Annotated in this window: 20 protein-coding genes; 3 read left to right on the top strand and 17 right to left on the bottom strand. The window is 49.8% G+C overall.

The window, feature by feature from the left end; genetic code table 11:
* The first annotated feature begins 125 nt into the window (after positions 1 to 125).
* Complete coding sequence (locus HAP95_RS17510) at positions 126 to 398, top strand: EAL domain-containing protein (RefSeq protein WP_368356579.1); 273 nt, start codon at positions 126 to 128, stop codon at positions 396 to 398.
* Here the strand turns inward: HAP95_RS17510 and motB are convergent.
* From motB to HAP95_RS10175, 4 genes are read right to left on the bottom strand one after another with little or no spacing between them, the layout of a single operon-like run.
* On the bottom strand, positions 319 to 1,329 hold the full coding sequence (gene motB / locus HAP95_RS10190; protein WP_215884113.1) for a flagellar motor protein MotB: 1,011 nt from the start codon (positions 1,327 to 1,329) through the stop codon (positions 319 to 321). The two genes, HAP95_RS17510 and motB, sit on opposite strands and share 80 nt — an antisense overlap.
* 6 nt (positions 1,330 to 1,335) lie before the next feature.
* Positions 1,336 to 2,196: a flagellar motor stator protein MotA gene (gene motA, locus HAP95_RS10185; RefSeq protein ID WP_215884112.1), complete on the bottom strand. Its 861-nt coding sequence runs from the start codon at positions 2,194 to 2,196 to the stop codon at positions 1,336 to 1,338.
* A gap of 13 nt (positions 2,197 to 2,209) precedes the next feature.
* Entirely contained in the window at positions 2,210 to 2,719 is a 510-nt protein-coding gene (locus HAP95_RS10180; protein WP_215884111.1) for a flagellar basal body-associated FliL family protein, read from the bottom strand.
* 39 nt (positions 2,720 to 2,758) lie between these two features.
* The gene (locus HAP95_RS10175) at positions 2,759 to 3,193 is read right to left on the bottom strand and encodes a flagellar protein FliS (protein WP_215884110.1); all 435 of its coding nucleotides are present in this window, start codon (positions 3,191 to 3,193) and stop codon (positions 2,759 to 2,761) included.
* A gap of 143 nt (positions 3,194 to 3,336) precedes the next feature.
* Between HAP95_RS10175 and HAP95_RS10170 the strand changes: the two genes are divergently transcribed.
* Both HAP95_RS10170 and HAP95_RS10165 read left to right on the top strand, forming a co-directional pair.
* Positions 3,337 to 4,218, top strand: a complete 882-nt coding sequence (locus HAP95_RS10170; RefSeq protein ID WP_215884109.1) for a GGDEF domain-containing protein — start codon at positions 3,337 to 3,339, stop codon at positions 4,216 to 4,218.
* 69 nt (positions 4,219 to 4,287) lie between these two features.
* Positions 4,288 to 5,850, top strand: a complete 1,563-nt coding sequence (locus HAP95_RS10165) for a GGDEF domain-containing protein (RefSeq protein WP_215884108.1) — start codon at positions 4,288 to 4,290, stop codon at positions 5,848 to 5,850.
* Here the strand turns inward: HAP95_RS10165 and HAP95_RS10160 are convergent.
* The 13 genes from HAP95_RS10160 to fliM all read right to left on the bottom strand — a co-directional run bounded on the left by HAP95_RS10160 (position 5,829) and on the right by fliM (position 16,675).
* On the bottom strand, positions 5,829 to 5,984 hold the full coding sequence (locus HAP95_RS10160) for a hypothetical protein (protein ID WP_215884107.1): 156 nt from the start codon (positions 5,982 to 5,984) through the stop codon (positions 5,829 to 5,831). The genes HAP95_RS10165 and HAP95_RS10160 overlap by 22 nt on opposite strands.
* Positions 5,985 to 5,995: 11 nt before the next feature.
* Entirely contained in the window at positions 5,996 to 6,739 is a 744-nt protein-coding gene (locus HAP95_RS10155; RefSeq protein WP_215884106.1) for a flagellar motor protein, read from the bottom strand.
* A gap of 12 nt (positions 6,740 to 6,751) precedes the next feature.
* The gene (gene fliA / locus HAP95_RS10150; RefSeq protein WP_215884105.1) at positions 6,752 to 7,477 is read right to left on the bottom strand and encodes an RNA polymerase sigma factor FliA; all 726 of its coding nucleotides are present in this window, start codon (positions 7,475 to 7,477) and stop codon (positions 6,752 to 6,754) included.
* Entirely contained in the window at positions 7,477 to 8,379 is a 903-nt protein-coding gene (locus HAP95_RS10145) for a MinD/ParA family protein (RefSeq protein WP_215884104.1), read from the bottom strand. Before HAP95_RS10145 ends, fliA begins: the two co-directional genes overlap by 1 nt.
* On the bottom strand, positions 8,376 to 9,563 hold the full coding sequence (gene flhF / locus HAP95_RS10140; RefSeq protein WP_215884103.1) for a flagellar biosynthesis GTPase FlhF: 1,188 nt from the start codon (positions 9,561 to 9,563) through the stop codon (positions 8,376 to 8,378). The genes HAP95_RS10145 and flhF overlap by 4 nt, the downstream gene beginning before the upstream one ends.
* Before the next feature lie 43 nt (positions 9,564 to 9,606).
* Positions 9,607 to 11,661, bottom strand: coding sequence for a flagellar biosynthesis protein FlhA (gene flhA / locus HAP95_RS10135; protein WP_215884102.1), 2,055 nt, complete (start codon positions 11,659 to 11,661; stop codon positions 9,607 to 9,609).
* 3 nt (positions 11,662 to 11,664) lie between these two features.
* Positions 11,665 to 12,792, bottom strand: coding sequence for a flagellar biosynthesis protein FlhB (gene flhB, locus HAP95_RS10130; RefSeq protein ID WP_215884101.1), 1,128 nt, complete (start codon positions 12,790 to 12,792; stop codon positions 11,665 to 11,667).
* A 34-nt stretch (positions 12,793 to 12,826) separates the two neighbouring features.
* Complete coding sequence (fliR, locus tag HAP95_RS10125; RefSeq protein WP_215884100.1) at positions 12,827 to 13,618, bottom strand: flagellar biosynthetic protein FliR; 792 nt, start codon at positions 13,616 to 13,618, stop codon at positions 12,827 to 12,829.
* Entirely contained in the window at positions 13,615 to 13,887 is a 273-nt protein-coding gene (gene fliQ / locus HAP95_RS10120; protein ID WP_010639942.1) for a flagellar biosynthesis protein FliQ, read from the bottom strand. The genes fliR and fliQ overlap by 4 nt, the downstream gene beginning before the upstream one ends.
* A 12-nt stretch (positions 13,888 to 13,899) precedes the next feature.
* Positions 13,900 to 14,610, bottom strand: coding sequence for a flagellar type III secretion system pore protein FliP (gene fliP / locus HAP95_RS10115; RefSeq protein WP_215884099.1), 711 nt, complete (start codon positions 14,608 to 14,610; stop codon positions 13,900 to 13,902).
* Positions 14,610 to 15,071, bottom strand: coding sequence for a flagellar biosynthetic protein FliO (gene fliO / locus HAP95_RS10110; protein ID WP_215884098.1), 462 nt, complete (start codon positions 15,069 to 15,071; stop codon positions 14,610 to 14,612). The genes fliP and fliO overlap by 1 nt, the downstream gene beginning before the upstream one ends.
* Before the next feature lie 62 nt (positions 15,072 to 15,133).
* Positions 15,134 to 15,658: a flagellar motor switch protein FliN gene (fliN, locus tag HAP95_RS10105; RefSeq protein ID WP_215884097.1), complete on the bottom strand. Its 525-nt coding sequence runs from the start codon at positions 15,656 to 15,658 to the stop codon at positions 15,134 to 15,136.
* A gap of 3 nt (positions 15,659 to 15,661) precedes the next feature.
* On the bottom strand, positions 15,662 to 16,675 hold the full coding sequence (gene fliM / locus HAP95_RS10100) for a flagellar motor switch protein FliM (protein ID WP_215884096.1): 1,014 nt from the start codon (positions 16,673 to 16,675) through the stop codon (positions 15,662 to 15,664).
* Positions 16,676 to 16,687 lie beyond the last annotated feature (12 nt).

Here is a 16,687-nt window from a genome sequence, read left to right as displayed (position 1 = left end):
GGCAGCGCCATTCTGCTGCAATGTTAGAAACCAGACTAGCTTAAACTCTCGCTCTTTTTGTCTTGACTCATGGGTCCACCATACTTGCCCTGGATGATTTTGGCACGGGTTACTCATCACTGAGCATGCTTAATCAACTACCATTCAGCACCTTGAAAATTGATCAGAGTTTTGTCCGCAGCATGCTCATCAATCATTCTACACAAACCCTCGTCGAAGCCATCATCGCTATCGCTAAAGCCATCAAGCTACGCATCGTTGCAGAAGGTGTTGAAACGCTTGAAGAGGAAAAATTTTTGCTGGAAGCAGGGGTTGAGTTTACGCAGGGCTTTTTACGGGCGCGGCCAATGACAATGGAAGTGCTCCTGGATTGGCTGAGGAAACACTCTCAGCAATAGTGGGCTGTGCGGCAGCTCCACCGATGACTTGTTGAGCAGCACTGGTATTATCCACACTTTTTTCCATCTTCTGGTTATTAACTATCCGTAGTGCCGCTTTTTGACTTAATACTACAATGCTTACTCGTCTATTCAAGGGAGAGTCCGGCTCTTTGGGCACGTACAACACCGCTGATCCCATGCCGACTACTCTCAGTATTTTACTCTCATCCAGGCCATTCTGAACCAGCACCTGACGAACAGCATTGGCGCGTCCTGCCGACAGATTGAAATTACTATAGCCCTTGCCGCCATTAGCATACCGTACGGCATCCGTATGTCCGGTAATGCTGATTTGATTGGGCAATTGATTCAAGGTTGGTGCAATGGCCTTGAAAATCGTTTGGGCATAAGGCTCCAGGACAGTACTTCCATTCGGGAACATGGAACGTTTGGCACTATCGACCACCTGGATTCGCAAGCCTTCCGGAGTAATATTGATCAGCAACTGATGACGAAAAGCAGCCAGTGCAGGATTGCTGGCAATTTGTGCTTCCAGAGCCTTTTTCAAATGTTCCAGATTCTTACGATCGGTTTCTTCTTCAGCTGTAGTGATGGTCGGATTACTGGCAAGATTTTGCCGCTTTTCGCCGCGCTGAATTTCTCCAACAGTTTTCGTCAGATTCTTGCCGCCACCAGACAGAATGGAATTGGAAGAACCACTTCCGGGTCCACCCATCAAAGAAACCCTCTCAGGATTCTTAAACCACTGAGAAATACCTTGTAATTGTGCCTTGGTCGTGGACCCCAACAACCACATCAGCAAAAAGAAAGCCATCATGGCGGTAATAAAATCAGCATAAGCGATTTTCCAGGCACCGCCGTGTCCTCCACCACCCCCTTTCTTGATGCGTTTTATGACAATAGGCTTATTTTTTCCATCTTCAGCCATGATGTGTCATTTCCCCTTGAGCTCCCGCAAATGATTGTCCAACTCTTGAAAGCTTGGACGTTCTGTCGAATATAAAACCTTACGGCCAAATTCCACAGCCACCTGGGGAGGATAAGCATTCATAGTCGCCAGTAACGCCACCTTGATACATTCAAAGATTTTACTGCCTTCTGCTGCCCGATCTTCCATTCGCGAAGCCAAAGGCGACAAAACGGCATAACCCAGAAGAATACCCAGAAAAGTACCTACCAAGGCTGCTGCAATTAACTCACCCAGCACGGAAGGCGGCTTATCCACGGAACCCATGGTATTAACCACGCCCATTACCGCAGCAACGATACCAAAAGCGGGCATTCCGTCTGCTGTACGAACCAGGGCATGAATAGGAATTTCCATCTCCCGATGATGGGTGTCAATATCCACATCCATGAGATTTTCCATTTCGAATGCGCCAAGATTTCCGCCAATCATCAGGCGCAAGTAGTCAGTCATGAACTCCATGACATGATGATCCGCAACAATACGCGGATATTTTTTGAATAATTCACTGGCCGCCGGGTCATCAACATCACCCTCAACAGACATGAGCCCACCCTGGCGAATCTTACTAAAAAGCTCATTGAGCAAACTGAGTAGTTCCATATAAACGGCTTTGTTGTACTTTGACCCTTTAAAGGCCAGCGGAAGAGATTTAATAACGGCCTTGAAAGTGCGGGGAAAAGTCGCTGCAAAAAAGGCGCCGAAAGCACCCCCGCCAATCATGAGAAGTTCATATGGCTGGATCAGCGCAGTGATGGCACCGCCTTCCAACATGAAACCACCAAAAATGGCACCCAGTGCAATCACATAGCCAATAATCAGAAACATGCGTTAAATCCCACTATTGAACAACAAAACTGGCAAAATAAACGGCCGCTATGGGCGGACTTTTCTCTGGTGCCGGTTTAGCAAGGGCACCGCCATCTGTTTCCAGCACTTTATTAACCTGCTCTTTAATTTTTTGTAGGAGCTGATCACGCACCGCTGGCTGGCTGACAGTATCGGCATTCTGAGCACTCAATAACAGCAGAATGCCATTGCGGATTTCGGGCATATACGATTTGACAGAGGCTTCTACCGAAGGATCATAAGTTTTCAGCTGAATCTGAACCTGTATGTAGTGCGTATTGCCATCTGCACTCTGTAAATTGGTTACCAGGGAGCCAAGGTCAATGAACTTGGTGTTCTGAAGTTTTTGTTGAGCCTGTTTTTGGGCGATTTGTGCAGGGGTAGGAGCGGAAGTGGAACGTATCATGAACCACCAGACAGCAGCACCACCAATAATCACCAGCAACACAATGACTGCAATCAAAATTATAATCAGTTTACTTTTTCCGGTTTTTTCTGCCATGGCGTCCTTGCCTATACGTATTTCTCAATAATGTAAAATTTACCCAGCAAGCATATCATCAAAGTCTATTAATCTGGAAAACCGGACCTCTTCATCTCTCTGTTCCCCGTGCACAATAGACCACTCCAGTCGCAAATCCTCAATGATCGGCTCGCAACCGTAAAGCGCCTCCAGATCATTGAACATATTACAGTGGGCCAATTTGAGAAGCAGGTAACGATACAATCGGTCCAGGCGCACAATCACTGCTTTTTGGGTTTCTTCTCCTAAATGCAAAAGCAGATGTTGTACGAGTTGTTCGGCGCGTTCCACTGCCACACGTTTGGCCACATAATCACGATGCTCGAGGGCGTTCTGGATGCGCAGCAAATAGGCTACAACGCCCTCCAGACCGAGCTGCATCAGTGAAAAATCTGTTTCCTGAATGAAATCGAAGCTCTGGTCACGCACAGATCGCTTTAATGTATGGTGCATATATGGATCTCCCCACCCCGTAATAAACAGGATAACGGCACATCTCAGGAAAAACTTAAGGATGCATCCCCAACAAAGACTCGACCCCAAAAATCGAAAAATGGCATGGCTTTTGCTTTTAGAATCGCCAACGGAGGTGAGCCATGACTGCACGATCACAAACTGAAACATACGCGCATCAAAATAATGCTTCTCAAGTTGACAGCAGCCCCTATCTGGCTGATCTCGTCAATTTTTATGAGGCATGGAAATCATTCTGGCAACTTTGGCTACGCGAGCATCTGCAAGGACGTCCATTACCTCGACAAGCTGAGCAGGCCGTACTGCAATCCTTGCATACACCGGAATCGCGGGTCCCGGAAGCACGTCGAGTGTTTTGGCAGGATCTGCAAAAAAGCTATCACAAAATCCTGCAAAAACTGCAAGATCTCAATTTAAATGAAGAACCTGCCAGTGATTTATTTGCGGTGATGAATGCCGCCGAGGCCCTTGAGCGCCAATGTTTTGACGAAATCGTGGCATTCAGTAGAAATTTAGGGGAGGTGGACCCACTCACTGGCCTGCTTAATCGTCGCCGCATGGAGGATGACCTCTGTCGCGAACAGGCCTTGGTTGACCGTGGTGCTTCTGCATTTATTGCCATGCTGGATGTGGATCATTTCAAAACATTCAATGATCGCTTTGGACATATGAATGGCGACCTTGTCCTGAAGGAGCTTTCCCGACGTTTGCACTGTGCATTGCGCCCGTACGATGGATTATATCGCTACGGTGGCGAAGAGTTTTTGGCTATATTTCCACAAATGCATAAAAGTTGCGCCCTGCTTGCTGCCCAGCGACTTTGTCAAAAAATCGCCTCTGACCCCTTTCCGCTGGTACAACACCCCTCTGTTCAGGTGACCATTTCCATTGGGATAACCACCTTACTGCCCAATGTGCCATCCCATGAAAGAATTGTCATTGCCGATGCAGCACTATATCAGGCCAAACATGAAGGGCGAAACCAGGCGCGCCTGCTACCTTGACCTTTCCTTTTTTCTACTAAGTCATTACGATAGCTTTTGAGCGTAGCAAGAATGAAAGGCATTATCAGCATGACCAACAAAACTCCCTCAGAAATTGCGCGGGAAGCCCTTAAACGCCTTATGGAGCTTGGTTTATCACCGACTCCCGAAAATTATACGCAGTGCTACCATGAAATTTCAGGAGCACATAGTGCCCCCGAAATGAATTGGCACGATCTTATGCGACGCTTCTGCACGGAATGGGAAAGATCTCAATCGGGTTTATCGCATCTTCAAAAAATATTGTCTAAAAACCAGCTTCTGGAAGAAAAAAATGCCAGCACTTTGGCCATAAAGCTGGATCAACTTCTCCAAAAATGGGAAAAGCTCTCCACACGGCAGGTACAAATCGAACCCGAAGACATTAATGAAAATGATTCTGACGATGTAAATTGTGGGATCTGGCAGAAGTTGTTCCGGACGGTTATCCGGCATTCCATACGAGACCATGACCAGTCGAGCACCCTCCTCCTGGAGCAACTGGATGGGCTTCTTAATGAAAACGAAATTAAACCGGATGCCCTGTTTCCTTTAGCCAGAGATCTTTTACACCACCAGCAGGAGCTGGAAGCAAAAGAAATAAAAATACGCAAGGGTTTACAGGAACTTTTGCAACTACTGCTGCGAAATGTGGCCGACCTGCTTGATAATGATGCGTTTTTGTCCGGGCAAATGGATGTTGTGCGGCAGGCCGTTCAAATTGCCGATAATCACGAAGAGCTGGATTTGGCGATCAGCAGGGTGAAAGAAGTCATTTTCCAGCAAGGAAAGCTGAAATCTGAGGTCAGAGAAGCCCGCGAGGCTATTCGTGATCTCGTGAATCTGGTGCTGATATCTGTCGAAAGTATGGCCGGTGAGAATGGACGTAATCACCAACAACTGGAGAGTCTGGCCAGTGAGCTGGATAGTGCAACCGATTGGCAGCAAATACGAAAAATTGTCAGTGCAGTCTTGAATACCAGCAAAAACATTTCCAAACAATCCATTGAAGCAAGAAATACCTTGCTCCAGGCAAAAAATCGTCTGAACGCTGCCCAGGAAAAAATTCGCAAGCTGGAAGAAGAAATGGAATCCATCAGTCAGCTGGTTCATGTAGATCCTCTTACCGGAACATTGAATCGGCGGGGGCTGAGCGCCGCTTTTGCTCGCGAATCCGCCAGAGCCCAGCGCCTCAATCAGCCGCTGACTGTCGCCATTGTCGACCTTGACCATTTCAAACAGGTCAATGACCAGCATGGACACGATCTGGGTGACCAGGTGTTACAAGGAATGGCTAAAATTTTACAGGACACCTTGCGAGCCAATGACGTCATCACCCGTTATGGAGGTGAAGAATTTGTCATTTTGATGCCCGATACAATGCCAGAAAACGCATTGGATATTCTGGAACGTGTGCAAACCCGATTGGGTCGGCAGTTATTTCAGACTCAAGACCAGCCGCTGAAAATCAGTTTCAGCGGCGGAATCAGCCTCTGGCAAAATTCCTGTAGTCAGGAACAAAGCATAGCTGCGGCCGACAAGGCCATGTATCACGCTAAAACAGATGGGCGCCAGCGCATTTACCTGGCTGATCAGGCAAACTCATCCAGTTGATGACCCGGCTCCCCCTTCTTGCGCTTAGGGGTTTTGGGCGACTTTGAATTTTGCTTTTGATCCTGATTGACAGGGCGCAAAGGTTGGACAGGTTGCGTGCCCGTTTCTACTGGACGAAAAGGAATATCAGCCATGTGAATGCTCCTTATTCCGCATAAAAACTTTGGAGTCGTCCTTCAATAAGTTTCGGATTTTCTCCTTCCGCAATGCCGACCAGACCTTCAATGATCATCTCCCGCAAATAATTCTGCTGGTGAACAATACCCTTAAGTTTGTTGGAAATAGGCAGAAACAGCAGATTGGCAGAGCCCACCCCATATATTGTGGCAACGAAGGCTGTGGCGATACCCGCTCCCAACTTTGCAGGATCGGCAAGGTTTTCCATCACGTGTATCAAACCCAGAACGGCACCGAGGATACCTATCGTCGGCGAATAGCCACCCGCTGATTCAAAAACCCGAGCTGCCTGACGTTCAATTTCCGAGCGGGAATCCATATCCACTTCGAGTGTAGCACGGATTTTGGCAGGCTCTGAGCCATCCACCAACATCTGCAACCCTTTACGCATAAATGGATCAGTGACGCTCTCCAACAATCCTTCCAAAGCCAGCAAGCCATTTTTGCGCGCTGCATTGCTCCATTCCAGAAGTTCTTGAATGATCGGCTGAGGATCTGTTTTGGGGGGCAAAATAATCCACGGCACCATTTTCAAAGAACGAACAAAAACCGGAAGCCGATACTGCACCATCACCGCCCCCATGGTGCCGCCGATGACGATGATAAAAGCCGTAAGCTGCAAAACGGAACTCAGCTTACCGCCCTCCAGCAATTGCCCTAAAAATATCCCGCCAAAGGCCACTACCAGACCTATTATTGTCAGAAAATCCATGTAGCACCCATTTTACGGAGCATCATTCCAATCACCAAGATTACTGCGTAAACGCAAAATGGCCTGACGCATAATCTGGCTAACCCGGGATTCCGTGACGTCAAGCACGATGCCGATTTCTTTCAGGGTCAACTCTTCCTGATAGTACAGGGCTAATACCTGCTGCTCCCGTTCGGGAAGGCTTTTTATACCACCTTGAAGATCTCGAGCGAACTCCGCCGAACCCAATATGGCTGTCATGTCAGGGGTTTTATCGCGCAAATAACGACCCGCAAAAACATCCTGATCCGCACTTAAATCTTCCAGATAAACAATCTGTCCACCCGTATCCTGCAAAGCGGATTGATAGGTTTTGAGATTCCATCCCAGCGCGGCGGCAACTTCCTCTTCTTCAGGAGCACGGCCCAATTGCTGTTCAAGGCGATTAATGGCCTTGCGTATAGTTTGCTCCTTGGCCCGCGCACGCCGGGGAAGCCAATCCTGATTACGTAGCTCATCCATAATACTGCCACGGATACGCAAACTGGCATAAGCTACAAAAGCCTCACCCGCACTATTTTCCTGGCCGGAAAGCGCATCCATCAAACCAATCAAGCCCGCCTGAACCAAATCTGCCAATTCAATATTGGCCGGCAACCGGGCCCACACCCGCTGGGCAATACGCTGTACCAATGGTGCGAAACGCGCCACCTCTGCACTCATTTCAACCGATGGATCAGCGGCCCGTCGAGCACTCATCAGATAGATATCTCGGGATTTTTCATCAGTAAACGCTCCATGAAAAAAGCCATATGCCCTGAAGCATTAAAGGAGTGCGGCCAACGTTCAACCGCCACAGCCAAATCTTGCAGCGCTCGGGAAACCGGGGCATCCGGATACATTTCCACAACCGCTTTCTGGGAACGAACCGCCGCACGCAGGGCAGGATCCAGCGGAATACTGCCAATTTGTTCCAACGTCACATCCAGATATCCGTCGGCCACTTTGGCAATACGCTGGAACAAGGCATCCCCTTCTCTTTGATCCCTGACCATGTTGGGTAACACCTTGAAACGACGCACTCCGTGATTACGGCTAAGTACCTTGATTAACGCATAGGCATCCGTAATGGAAGCAGGCTCATTGGAAAGTACTACCAGAACCTCTTGTGCTGCCTGACTAAATGTCAGCACGTCCCCGGCGATACCGGCAGGCAGATCTATCAACAGATAATCCATATCCAGACTCAGATCACCAACAGCCTGAATCAAATTGGCCTGAGACTGTGTGTCCAGATTGGCCATCTGTGCCACTCCACTGGCAGCTGGCAGGATGCGGATATTCCAGGGGCCGGTAATCAGCACCTCTTCCATGCTTTTTTCGCCGGAAATCACATGCGACAGGTTATAGCGCGGACTGAGCCCCAACAGCACATCGACATTGCCAAGACCAAGGTCCGCATCAAAAAGCAGGGGCTTGGCCCCCTGTTGAGCCAAAGCGACCGCCAGATTAACGGCCACATTGGTTTTACCCACCCCACCCTTGCCACTGGCAATGGCGATCACTTTGATTGGTTTTCTTGCCCGCATTCGGCGTAGCCCTTCTGCCTGATCCAACCTGTTTTCGTCCTGAACCAATATATTCAACCTGGATTTATTCATAACTGGCCGCCATGGTAACGGCTCCCCGGATCATCTGCCAGTTTATCCTTCTGGAGCGCACCATTCATCTTGAGCAAGTTCATTAATTGCTCCCAAGGCGCTTCATGCATATCTTCCGGGACTTTCTGGCCATCACTATACCAGGCAACGGGCAGATGCTGTGCGGCAAGCCATTCCAAAACTGCCGCAAAGGCCGGAGTTTCATCCACCTTGGAAATTATGGCTCCACTGAGAGGAATATCCGTATAAGGTTGCAGAACAGTAGCCAGATTTCGACCACTGAGACTGGCAGGTACCAGCAAAAATCTTTGCGCATCAGCGCCCAGCGCCGCAAACCACTGGAGTTGTTCATTCAGTCGGGGATCCCTGGGTCCCATGCCGATGGTATCTATAAATATCCATGAACGGTCGCGATGCTTTTCCAGGGATTTCAGCAAATCCTCAGGACCTTTGATCACATCCAGAGGAACGCCGAGAATACGCGCATAAATATCGAGCTGTTCAACACCGGCAATCCGATAAGTATCGGTAGTCAGAAGTGCCACCGAGTGAGGACCATGCCGGAGAACCTGAGCAGCAGCCAACTTGGCGATGCTGGTGGTTTTACCCGAACCCGTTGGCCCCATCAAAACAAACAACCCCGGTTTTTCCAAAGATGCCTGGCTAATCCCGACTTTTTCTTGGAGGGTACTGAGTAATACCTGCTCCCACTCCTGGGATTCGCCCTGCACCAGAAACTCCTTAATCCACTTTTCGGAAAAACCCATCTCGGTCAAGGATTCCTGAGCAGATTGCTGCACCGGTTGCGGACCCCAACGTCTTTCCACCAGCTGTTTGAGGGCTTGCAGTTCATCACGCAACGGTGCGGAGGCCGGCGGATGAGACAAGTCACGTGGCGAAGCTGTTGCCGAAGATTGTGGCAGTGCTATTGCCGCCGCTTTAGCGGATAGCTGTGCTGGCTGGAATGTTTCAGTTTTTTCCGGATGGGTACGCAAAGGCTCTGGCCAGGCCGGTATGGATTGGGTTTCATTCCATTGTTTTTCATCAAAATCAATGGCGGCTACTATTTCCACTTCACCGTCAGACTCCCGATTGGAGAGAATTACGGCATCGGGACCCAGAGTGCCCCGAATCTGTTGGAGAACTTCTCGGGTGTTGGCACCACTAAATCGTTTGATTTTCATAAAAACTGTCTCCTGTTAGACGTTCAGGCACCATCCTGAAAAATCAGGCACCCAGGGTAGCCACCACCCTGATTTTTTTGCTTTCGGGTATTTCCGCATAAGAAAGAACCCGCATCCGGGGGGCACTACGCGCCAGAAAACGCGCCAAAAAAGTGCGCATGGGGGCCATGGCCAACAATACCGGCTGCATACCCCCTGCCTCCATTTGCTGCATCAAGTCCCCTGCCTTTTCCAGTACGCGCTGTGCCAACCCCGGCTCCAATGCTTCGCCATTACTATTGCGCAGACTCTCTTGCAATAAGTGTTCCAACTGCCCGTCAAGCACGGCAACAGGTAGCTCTGACTGCCCGGGAAACAGTCCCTGAACAATATAGGGACCCAGAGCTGTGCGCACGGCTGCCGTCAATTCGTCAACATCCTGGCTTTGGGGTGCATGCTCCGCCAAAATTTCGACGATGGTGCGCATATCGCGAATCGGGACACCCTCATTCAGGAGGTTTTGCAAGACTTTTTTCAGCTTGTCCGGGGAAAGCATTTTGGGAATGACATCTTCCACCAGTTTGGGAGAGCGACTGGCCAAATGCGAAAGCAACCCTTCCACTTCTTCCCGACCCAACAAGTCCGCACCATGGCTTTGGAGAATCTGGTGCAACTGGGTGGCAATCACGGTAGCCGGGTCCACCACGGTATAGCCCAAAGCCACGCTTTTATCGCGCTCATCCTTGTCAATCCAAACGGCGGGCAATCCAAAAGAGGGATCGGTGGTCGGGGTGCCCGCGATTTTTCCGAGAACATTTCCGGGATCAATCGCCAGCAGCAAATCCGGAAATACCTCCCCGCCTCCCACTTCCACGCCTTTCACGTTAATGCGATAAGCCGTTGGCCTTAATTCCAGATTATCCCGAACATGGACTGCCGGTACCAAAAATCCAAAATCCTGGGCAAATTTTTTGCGAACACCGCGAATACGTGCCAGTAATTCTCCACCCTGGCCTTTGTCCACCAGCGGAATCAAACGATACCCGACTTCAAGTCCCAAAGGATCCAATGGCTCCACACTCGCCCAGGTCACCTCCTCCGGCTCTGGACCACCAACAGGGGGCTCGACAACTTTTTCCGGCGCTTTACCTTGTTTACCATACCAGACGATTGCGCCCAGCAATGCCGCCGCACCCAGGAAAGGTAAATGGGGCATCCCTGGAATCAGACCCAGTATGGCCAAAATAACCGCCACAATAGTCATCACCTCTCTATTTTGAAATACCTGGCCGATCAGTTGCTTGCCCAAATCCTGACCGGTATTGACGGTGCTGACCACAATACCGGCCGCTATGGAGATGACCAAAGCTGGAATCTGTGCGACCAGTGCATCACCAATACTTAACAAGGTATAATCGTGCGCGGCGGTACTTAAACTCAGGCCATGCTGCCAAATGCCAATAATCAGACCACCAATCAAATTGATAAACAAAATTAAAATGGCCGCTACCGCATCACCCCGCACAAATTTGCTGGCACCATCCATCGATCCGAAAAAGTCGGCTTCCTGAGCAATTTCGATGCGCCGCCGATGGGCTTCTTCCTGATCGATAATTCCCGCATTTAAATCGGCATCAATGGCCATTTGTTTGCCGGGCATGGCATCCAGGGTAAACCGGGCACTGACTTCAGCAATACGACCAGCCCCTTTGGTGATCACCACAAAATTGATGATCACCAGAATGGCGAAAACAATAATACCAACGACGTAATCTCCACCCACCACAAACTGACCGAAAGATTCAATCACCTGCCCCGCTGCGCCCGGACCATTCTGCCCATGCAGGAGAATAATACGCGCTGCAGCCACGTTCAGGGACAAGCGCAGCAGGGTCGTCAGCAACAAGGCCGTAGGAAAGGCTGCAAATTCGAGGGGCCGTTTCATGTACAGGCTGACCAGCAGAATAATCAACCCCAGGGTAATGTTAAACGTAAACAAAATATCCAGCAGAAAAGTAGGTAGCGGGATAATGAGCATGGCCAGCACCATGATCACCAGTATGGGCGCGGCCAGAGTATGCCAGTTGAGTTTTTGTAAGAGACGGCTGATAAAATTCATAGGTTAATCCCGTTTATCCAGTTCTTCAGGAACTGACCAGGTATCCGGCAATGGCGGATACTGCTGCGGAGCAGTAACCCGTAATTGATATAAATAGGCGAGAAGTTCTGCCACCGCCCGATACAAGCTCGTGGGAATTTCCTGCTCCAGTTCAACATGGTGAAACAGAGCGCGAGCCAATGGTGGCGCTTCGACAATAGGAATATGGTGTTCGGCAGCAATTTCACGAATTTTTATGGCAACCAGATCAGCACCTTTGGCGAGTAACATGGGCGCACGTTGTTCCCCTTCTTTATAACGCAGGGCAACGGCATAGTGGGTTGGGTTGGTCACAATGACATCAGCTTTAGGAATGGCTGCCATCATCCGTCGGCGCGCCATTTCCCGCTGCATGGCGCGCACTTTGGATTTGATTTCAGGATTACCATCAGACTCTTTCATTTCATCCTTGATTTCCTGATGGGACATTTTCAGCTTCTGATTCAGGGTCCAGATCTGGAAAGGTACATCAAAAAGCACAATCAACAACGTGGTGGCGGAGAGGATCAAAAAAACCAGTCCGCTCATTCGCATCAAATGTAAAAGAGCATGATCGGGGGTTTCCGCTATGAGGCCAAACAGGGCGTGACGTTGCGCCCACAGCAAGGTTACCCCGAAACCGCCGATCACCAGGGTTTTCAAAACCGCTTTAACCAGTTCCAGAGCACCATGTTTGGAGATAATTTTCTGGGCACCGCTGATGGGGTCCAGCTTGGTAAAATCCGGTATTAGGGATTGGGTGCTAAAAACCCAACCGCCGACCATCAGTCCCGCCGCCATAACCGCTACCAGCAAAATCAGGAAGTAAGGCAAGGTCATCCAGGTGGCCATCATCAACATGCGTGCAAAATGTCTGAGCAAATCACCAGAATCCGTCATTTCGGGCGTAGACAAATGCAGGCCGGCATACAAAAAAGCCGCAAGATTTTGATAAATATGGTCCCCAAACACATAAAACAAACTCGCTGAAACCAGTAACAGCGCACTGGTAGACAGTTCCCGGGAGCGCGCTACCTGCCCTTTTTTGCGTGCGTCCTCCTGACGTTTCGGCGTCGCCGCTTCAGTGCGTTCCTGCGCGTTTTCTTCCGCCATCAGACGCCCTCCCCACTGCTATGTGGCCGAAACGTCATGGCTGTGCCGCCGTCAACATGGCTTTGCCGGCAAAAGTCATGGACATGCTCAACAAATGTTCAACCAGCATTTGCATGGCTGGCATGAATATATAGATGGCCAGCAGTCCAAGTCCCAACAATAGCGGAAAGCCGATCACGAAGATGTTCAGTTGCGGAGCCAGCTTTCCCAATATCCCCAGTGCAATATTGACCAGTATTAACGTACCCAATACCGGCGTGGAAATGGCCAGACCCAGGGAAAATATCACGGCACCCTCGCTGACCAGCAAATGCCAGGTTGAGGGGTTGAGGCTGAGGTTGGCGCTGACCGGCAACAAGGTAAAGCTGCGCATCAAAGTCGCGAGCACCAGCAATTGTCCATTCATCCCCATGAAAAGCAGTAGCACCAGCAAATTCAGAAAATTGGACAAGGTCGGGACTTGCACACCGGTAACAGGGTCAAAAAAGCTGCTGAACCCTAGCCCCATCTGCAAACTGATCACCGAGCCCGAAAACTGGATCACACTGAAAATCAGGGTAATGGCAAAACCCAGTCCAAAACCAATCAATAATTGCTGAATCAGGAGAACCACCCCTTCGCCACTCAGGAAATGCACGGCGGGCATGGCGGGCAATGCCGGGGCAATTGCCACGCTGATAAGTAGAGCCAGGCCTACCCGAACCTGGACAGGCACTTGCGTCGCACTGAATACCGGGGCAGTGGAAAGTAACGCCAATACCCGTACGAAAGGCCAGAATACCAGGCCGATCCAGTGCTCTAATTGCAGACTGGTAAAGTGAATCATTGATCAATAAGATGAGGAATATTATGAAAAAGCTGGATGGTGTAATCCATCATCAAATGCAGCATCCAGGGTCCGAGAATAACCATGACCAAACCCATGGCGATCACCTTGGGCACAAAACTCAGGGTCATTTCGTTGATTTGTGTAGCCGCCTGGAAAATGCTGACCAGCACCCCGACCACCAGAGCAATACCCAAGAGCGGAGCAGAAAGCAGAAGAGTCGTCCAGATGGCCTGTTGCCCCACATCAATAACACTTTCTGGAGTCATAATAGGTTCTCCTCAATGCACAAAACTTTGTACCAGCGAACCAATCACCAGATCCCAGCCGTTGACCAGCACAAAAAGCATCAGCTTGAAAGGAAAAGAGATGGTGACGGGTGACAACATCATCATTCCCATGGACATCAGCACCGCTGCCACGACCAGATCAATAATGACAAAAGGAATAAATATCAGAAAACCGATCTGAAACCCGGTTTTCAGTTCGGAAGTCACAAAAGCTGGAACAAGCAAAGTCATGGGCGTATCGGCAGGTGCCTGCAACTGCTTATGTCCGGATAATTTGACAAAAAGCGCCAGGTCGTCCGGTCGGGTCTGGGAAAGCATAAAAGTCCGCAGGGGTCCTTCGGCACGAGACATGGCCTCGGTAAGATTGATCTGATTTTTGGTTAATGGCTGCAGAGCCTGGGTATTGAGCTGCTGAAAAACCGGAGCCATCACAAAAAACGTCAAAAACAGGGAAAGCCCGACAATAATTTGACTCGGAGGCATCTGAGTAGAACCAAGGGCTTGCTTCAGCAGGGATAACACAATAATGATGCGGGTAAATGCCGTCATCATCAGCAACATGGCGGGCAGAAAAACCAGCACGGTCATGAAAATGAGGGTTTGGATACTGAGGCTGTACTCGGTAGCGCCTCCAGCCTGTGGCGTTGCAGTCAGGGCCGGGAGTCCTCCTGCCAGGGCAACCCCCGGCAAGAAAAAAAACATCAGTCCGGTGAAGAATCTCCTGAAGGCGGATGTTGATCGCCGGTTATTACATTTCCCTTGGGGGCTGGGGTGATTGGGCTCCATGTTCCTTGCTTACGCCTCTCCATCGCAGTACGTAACCAGCTGGCAAAAGCCGTTGCTGAATTACCGGTCGTATCCGGCAGCGCTGTCTCCAGGGTATGCAACAGATGGATACCTGTTGGTGTTACCCCGAGTAGTAATTGCTGCTCTCCGACCTGTACTAGCAAAAGACGTTCCCGCGTACCCAAAGGCAGGGATGTCACTACTTTGAGCCCGGCAACCGGGTTATTCATTGCGCCCGGCTGGAAATGTTTGAGCATCCAGATAACCACAAAAAATATAGCCAATACAAACAACAAAGCTGCAAACAACTGCAATATGGACATCCATGAAAAGGGGCTGCCCGTGTCCATCACGGCGGGAGTGCTTGCTTGGGCCAAGGGACTGAACCCTGACAACATCCAGAAGATCAGCCAAAATTTTGGCGTTTCAAAAAGGCGTTTCATCGCAACTTTTTGGCGCGCTCTGCCGGGCTGACAATATCGGTCAAACGGATCCCGAATTTGTCATTCACCAGCACGACCTCGCCTTGGGCGATCAGATAACCGTTGACCAAAACATCCATGGGTTCACCGGCGAGCCGTTCCAACTCGACCACTGAACCTTGAGCAAGCTGCAACAAATTGCGAATCTGAATTTTGGTTTTCCCCAGTTCCACTGAAAGGGTTACTGGAATATCCAGTATCATGTCGAGATTTTGTGCCTGGGTTCCCGTCGATCGGGAAGCTTGCAATTCCGGCATGGGCACTGGTGTTGCTGTTTTTGCAAATGCGGCTGAAGCAGCAACACCCTGCTCTGCAGTGGCCCCTGCCTCTCCGGAAACAGCTTCGGAAGGATTCTCAGCAGTTGTTTCTGCAGCCTCCTGTTCACTCATTGCTGCCGCCCAATCGGCCATAATATCGTCTGCCTGAGCATTGTCAGCAGACTCTGTTGCAGACGCCGTCGGGGTATTCTGTTCTTCAGCCATCTTTTAGTTCTCCATAGCTGCCATAGCTGCCTGCCCAGCAAGCATTTCCGGACATAAATGTTTTTCCAACTGAACCGCAATTTTTCCGTTAGAAACCCCATAACGCCCGGAAAAAATCGGGATGCCATCCACCTGAGCAAAAACTTCCTCAGGCATTTCTACGGGAATAATGTCTCCATCACGGAGCGCCAATAACTGCCGAAGCGTCAGCTGAGTTTGCAGAAAGTGTACTTCCATATCCAGGGAGGCTTCCTGCATTTCGTCCTGCATGGATTGTACCCAACGCCGATCTATTTCCGAACGGTCTGCCGTCGTTCCTGCGGTCAGTTGATCGCGGACTGGTTCCACCATGCCATAAGGCAGACAGATCTCAAACGTACCACTACCCGACTCCAGTTCTACATTGAATGTACTGACAATCACCACTTCCGTAGGGGTGGCAATGCTGACAAATTGCGGGTTCACCTCGGAACGGGTTAATTCCGGATTTAATTCGGTCACGGGTGTCCAGGCATTTTTAAAGTCTTTAAATGCCAGGTCCAGCAGTCGTTTAATAATTCTTTGTTCCAGAGGCGTGAATTCACGGCCTTCAATGCGCGCATGGAAACGCCCGTCGCCTCCGAAATAATTATCCACTACTGCAAAAATCAGGCGTGGATCAAAAACAAACAATGCGGATCCCCGCAAAGGTTTAATTTGCACAATATTGATATTACTGGGAACGACCAGTCTGCGTATAAATTCACTATATTTAATTAAACGCACCGGACCCACAGAAATTTCAGCCGTACGGCGGAGAAAATTAAACAGACTGACCCGCCATAGTCGTGCAAAGCGTTCGTTGACCACTTCCAAAGTGGGCATTCGGCCACGCACAATCCGATCCTGATTCGCCAGATCATAGGGACGAATACCGCCTGGATCGGGCTCAGGTTCAGCTTGTGTTTCGACATCACCCTCTGACATGCCCTTAAATAGAGCATCCACTTCATCCTGAGAAAGAATATCCTGTACCATGGCGTCACCGTA

Origin of the sequence: Acidithiobacillus sulfurivorans, from assembly GCF_018853815.1 — a bacterium.
Classification (GTDB): Bacteria; Pseudomonadota; Gammaproteobacteria; order Acidithiobacillales; family Acidithiobacillaceae; genus Acidithiobacillus; species Acidithiobacillus sulfurivorans.
The sequence above is the reverse complement of the archived record's forward strand: the minus strand, read 5'-3'. Positions and strand labels throughout refer to the sequence as shown.

What these genes read in the sequence shown, in the direction of transcription:
- HAP95_RS17510 (WP_368356579.1), top strand. Translation starts at nt 126, where the DNA reads ATGCTTAATCAACTACCATTCAGCACCTTGAAAATTGATCAGAGTTTT.
- motB (WP_215884113.1), bottom strand. Translation starts at nt 1,329, where the DNA reads ATGGCTGAAGATGGAAAAAATAAGCCTATTGTCATAAAACGCATCAAG.
- motA (WP_215884112.1), bottom strand. Translation starts at nt 2,196, where the DNA reads ATGTTTCTGATTATTGGCTATGTGATTGCACTGGGTGCCATTTTTGGT.
- HAP95_RS10180 (WP_215884111.1), bottom strand. Translation starts at nt 2,719, where the DNA reads ATGGCAGAAAAAACCGGAAAAAGTAAACTGATTATAATTTTGATTGCA.
- HAP95_RS10175 (WP_215884110.1), bottom strand. Translation starts at nt 3,193, where the DNA reads ATGCACCATACATTAAAGCGATCTGTGCGTGACCAGAGCTTCGATTTC.
- HAP95_RS10170 (WP_215884109.1), top strand. Translation starts at nt 3,337, where the DNA reads ATGACTGCACGATCACAAACTGAAACATACGCGCATCAAAATAATGCT.
- HAP95_RS10165 (WP_215884108.1), top strand. Translation starts at nt 4,288, where the DNA reads ATGACCAACAAAACTCCCTCAGAAATTGCGCGGGAAGCCCTTAAACGC.
- HAP95_RS10160 (WP_215884107.1), bottom strand. Translation starts at nt 5,984, where the DNA reads ATGGCTGATATTCCTTTTCGTCCAGTAGAAACGGGCACGCAACCTGTC.
- HAP95_RS10155 (WP_215884106.1), bottom strand. Translation starts at nt 6,739, where the DNA reads ATGGATTTTCTGACAATAATAGGTCTGGTAGTGGCCTTTGGCGGGATA.
- fliA (WP_215884105.1), bottom strand. Translation starts at nt 7,477, where the DNA reads ATGAGTGCTCGACGGGCCGCTGATCCATCGGTTGAAATGAGTGCAGAG.
- HAP95_RS10145 (WP_215884104.1), bottom strand. Translation starts at nt 8,379, where the DNA reads ATGAATAAATCCAGGTTGAATATATTGGTTCAGGACGAAAACAGGTTG.
- flhF (WP_215884103.1), bottom strand. Translation starts at nt 9,563, where the DNA reads ATGAAAATCAAACGATTTAGTGGTGCCAACACCCGAGAAGTTCTCCAA.
- flhA (WP_215884102.1), bottom strand. Translation starts at nt 11,661, where the DNA reads ATGAATTTTATCAGCCGTCTCTTACAAAAACTCAACTGGCATACTCTG.
- flhB (WP_215884101.1), bottom strand. Translation starts at nt 12,792, where the DNA reads ATGGCGGAAGAAAACGCGCAGGAACGCACTGAAGCGGCGACGCCGAAA.
- fliR (WP_215884100.1), bottom strand. Translation starts at nt 13,618, where the DNA reads ATGATTCACTTTACCAGTCTGCAATTAGAGCACTGGATCGGCCTGGTA.
- fliQ (WP_010639942.1), bottom strand. Translation starts at nt 13,887, where the DNA reads ATGACTCCAGAAAGTGTTATTGATGTGGGGCAACAGGCCATCTGGACG.
- fliP (WP_215884099.1), bottom strand. Translation starts at nt 14,610, where the DNA reads ATGTTTTTTTTCTTGCCGGGGGTTGCCCTGGCAGGAGGACTCCCGGCC.
- fliN (WP_215884097.1), bottom strand. Translation starts at nt 15,658, where the DNA reads ATGGCTGAAGAACAGAATACCCCGACGGCGTCTGCAACAGAGTCTGCT.
- fliM (WP_215884096.1), bottom strand. Translation starts at nt 16,675, where the DNA reads ATGGTACAGGATATTCTTTCTCAGGATGAAGTGGATGCTCTATTTAAG.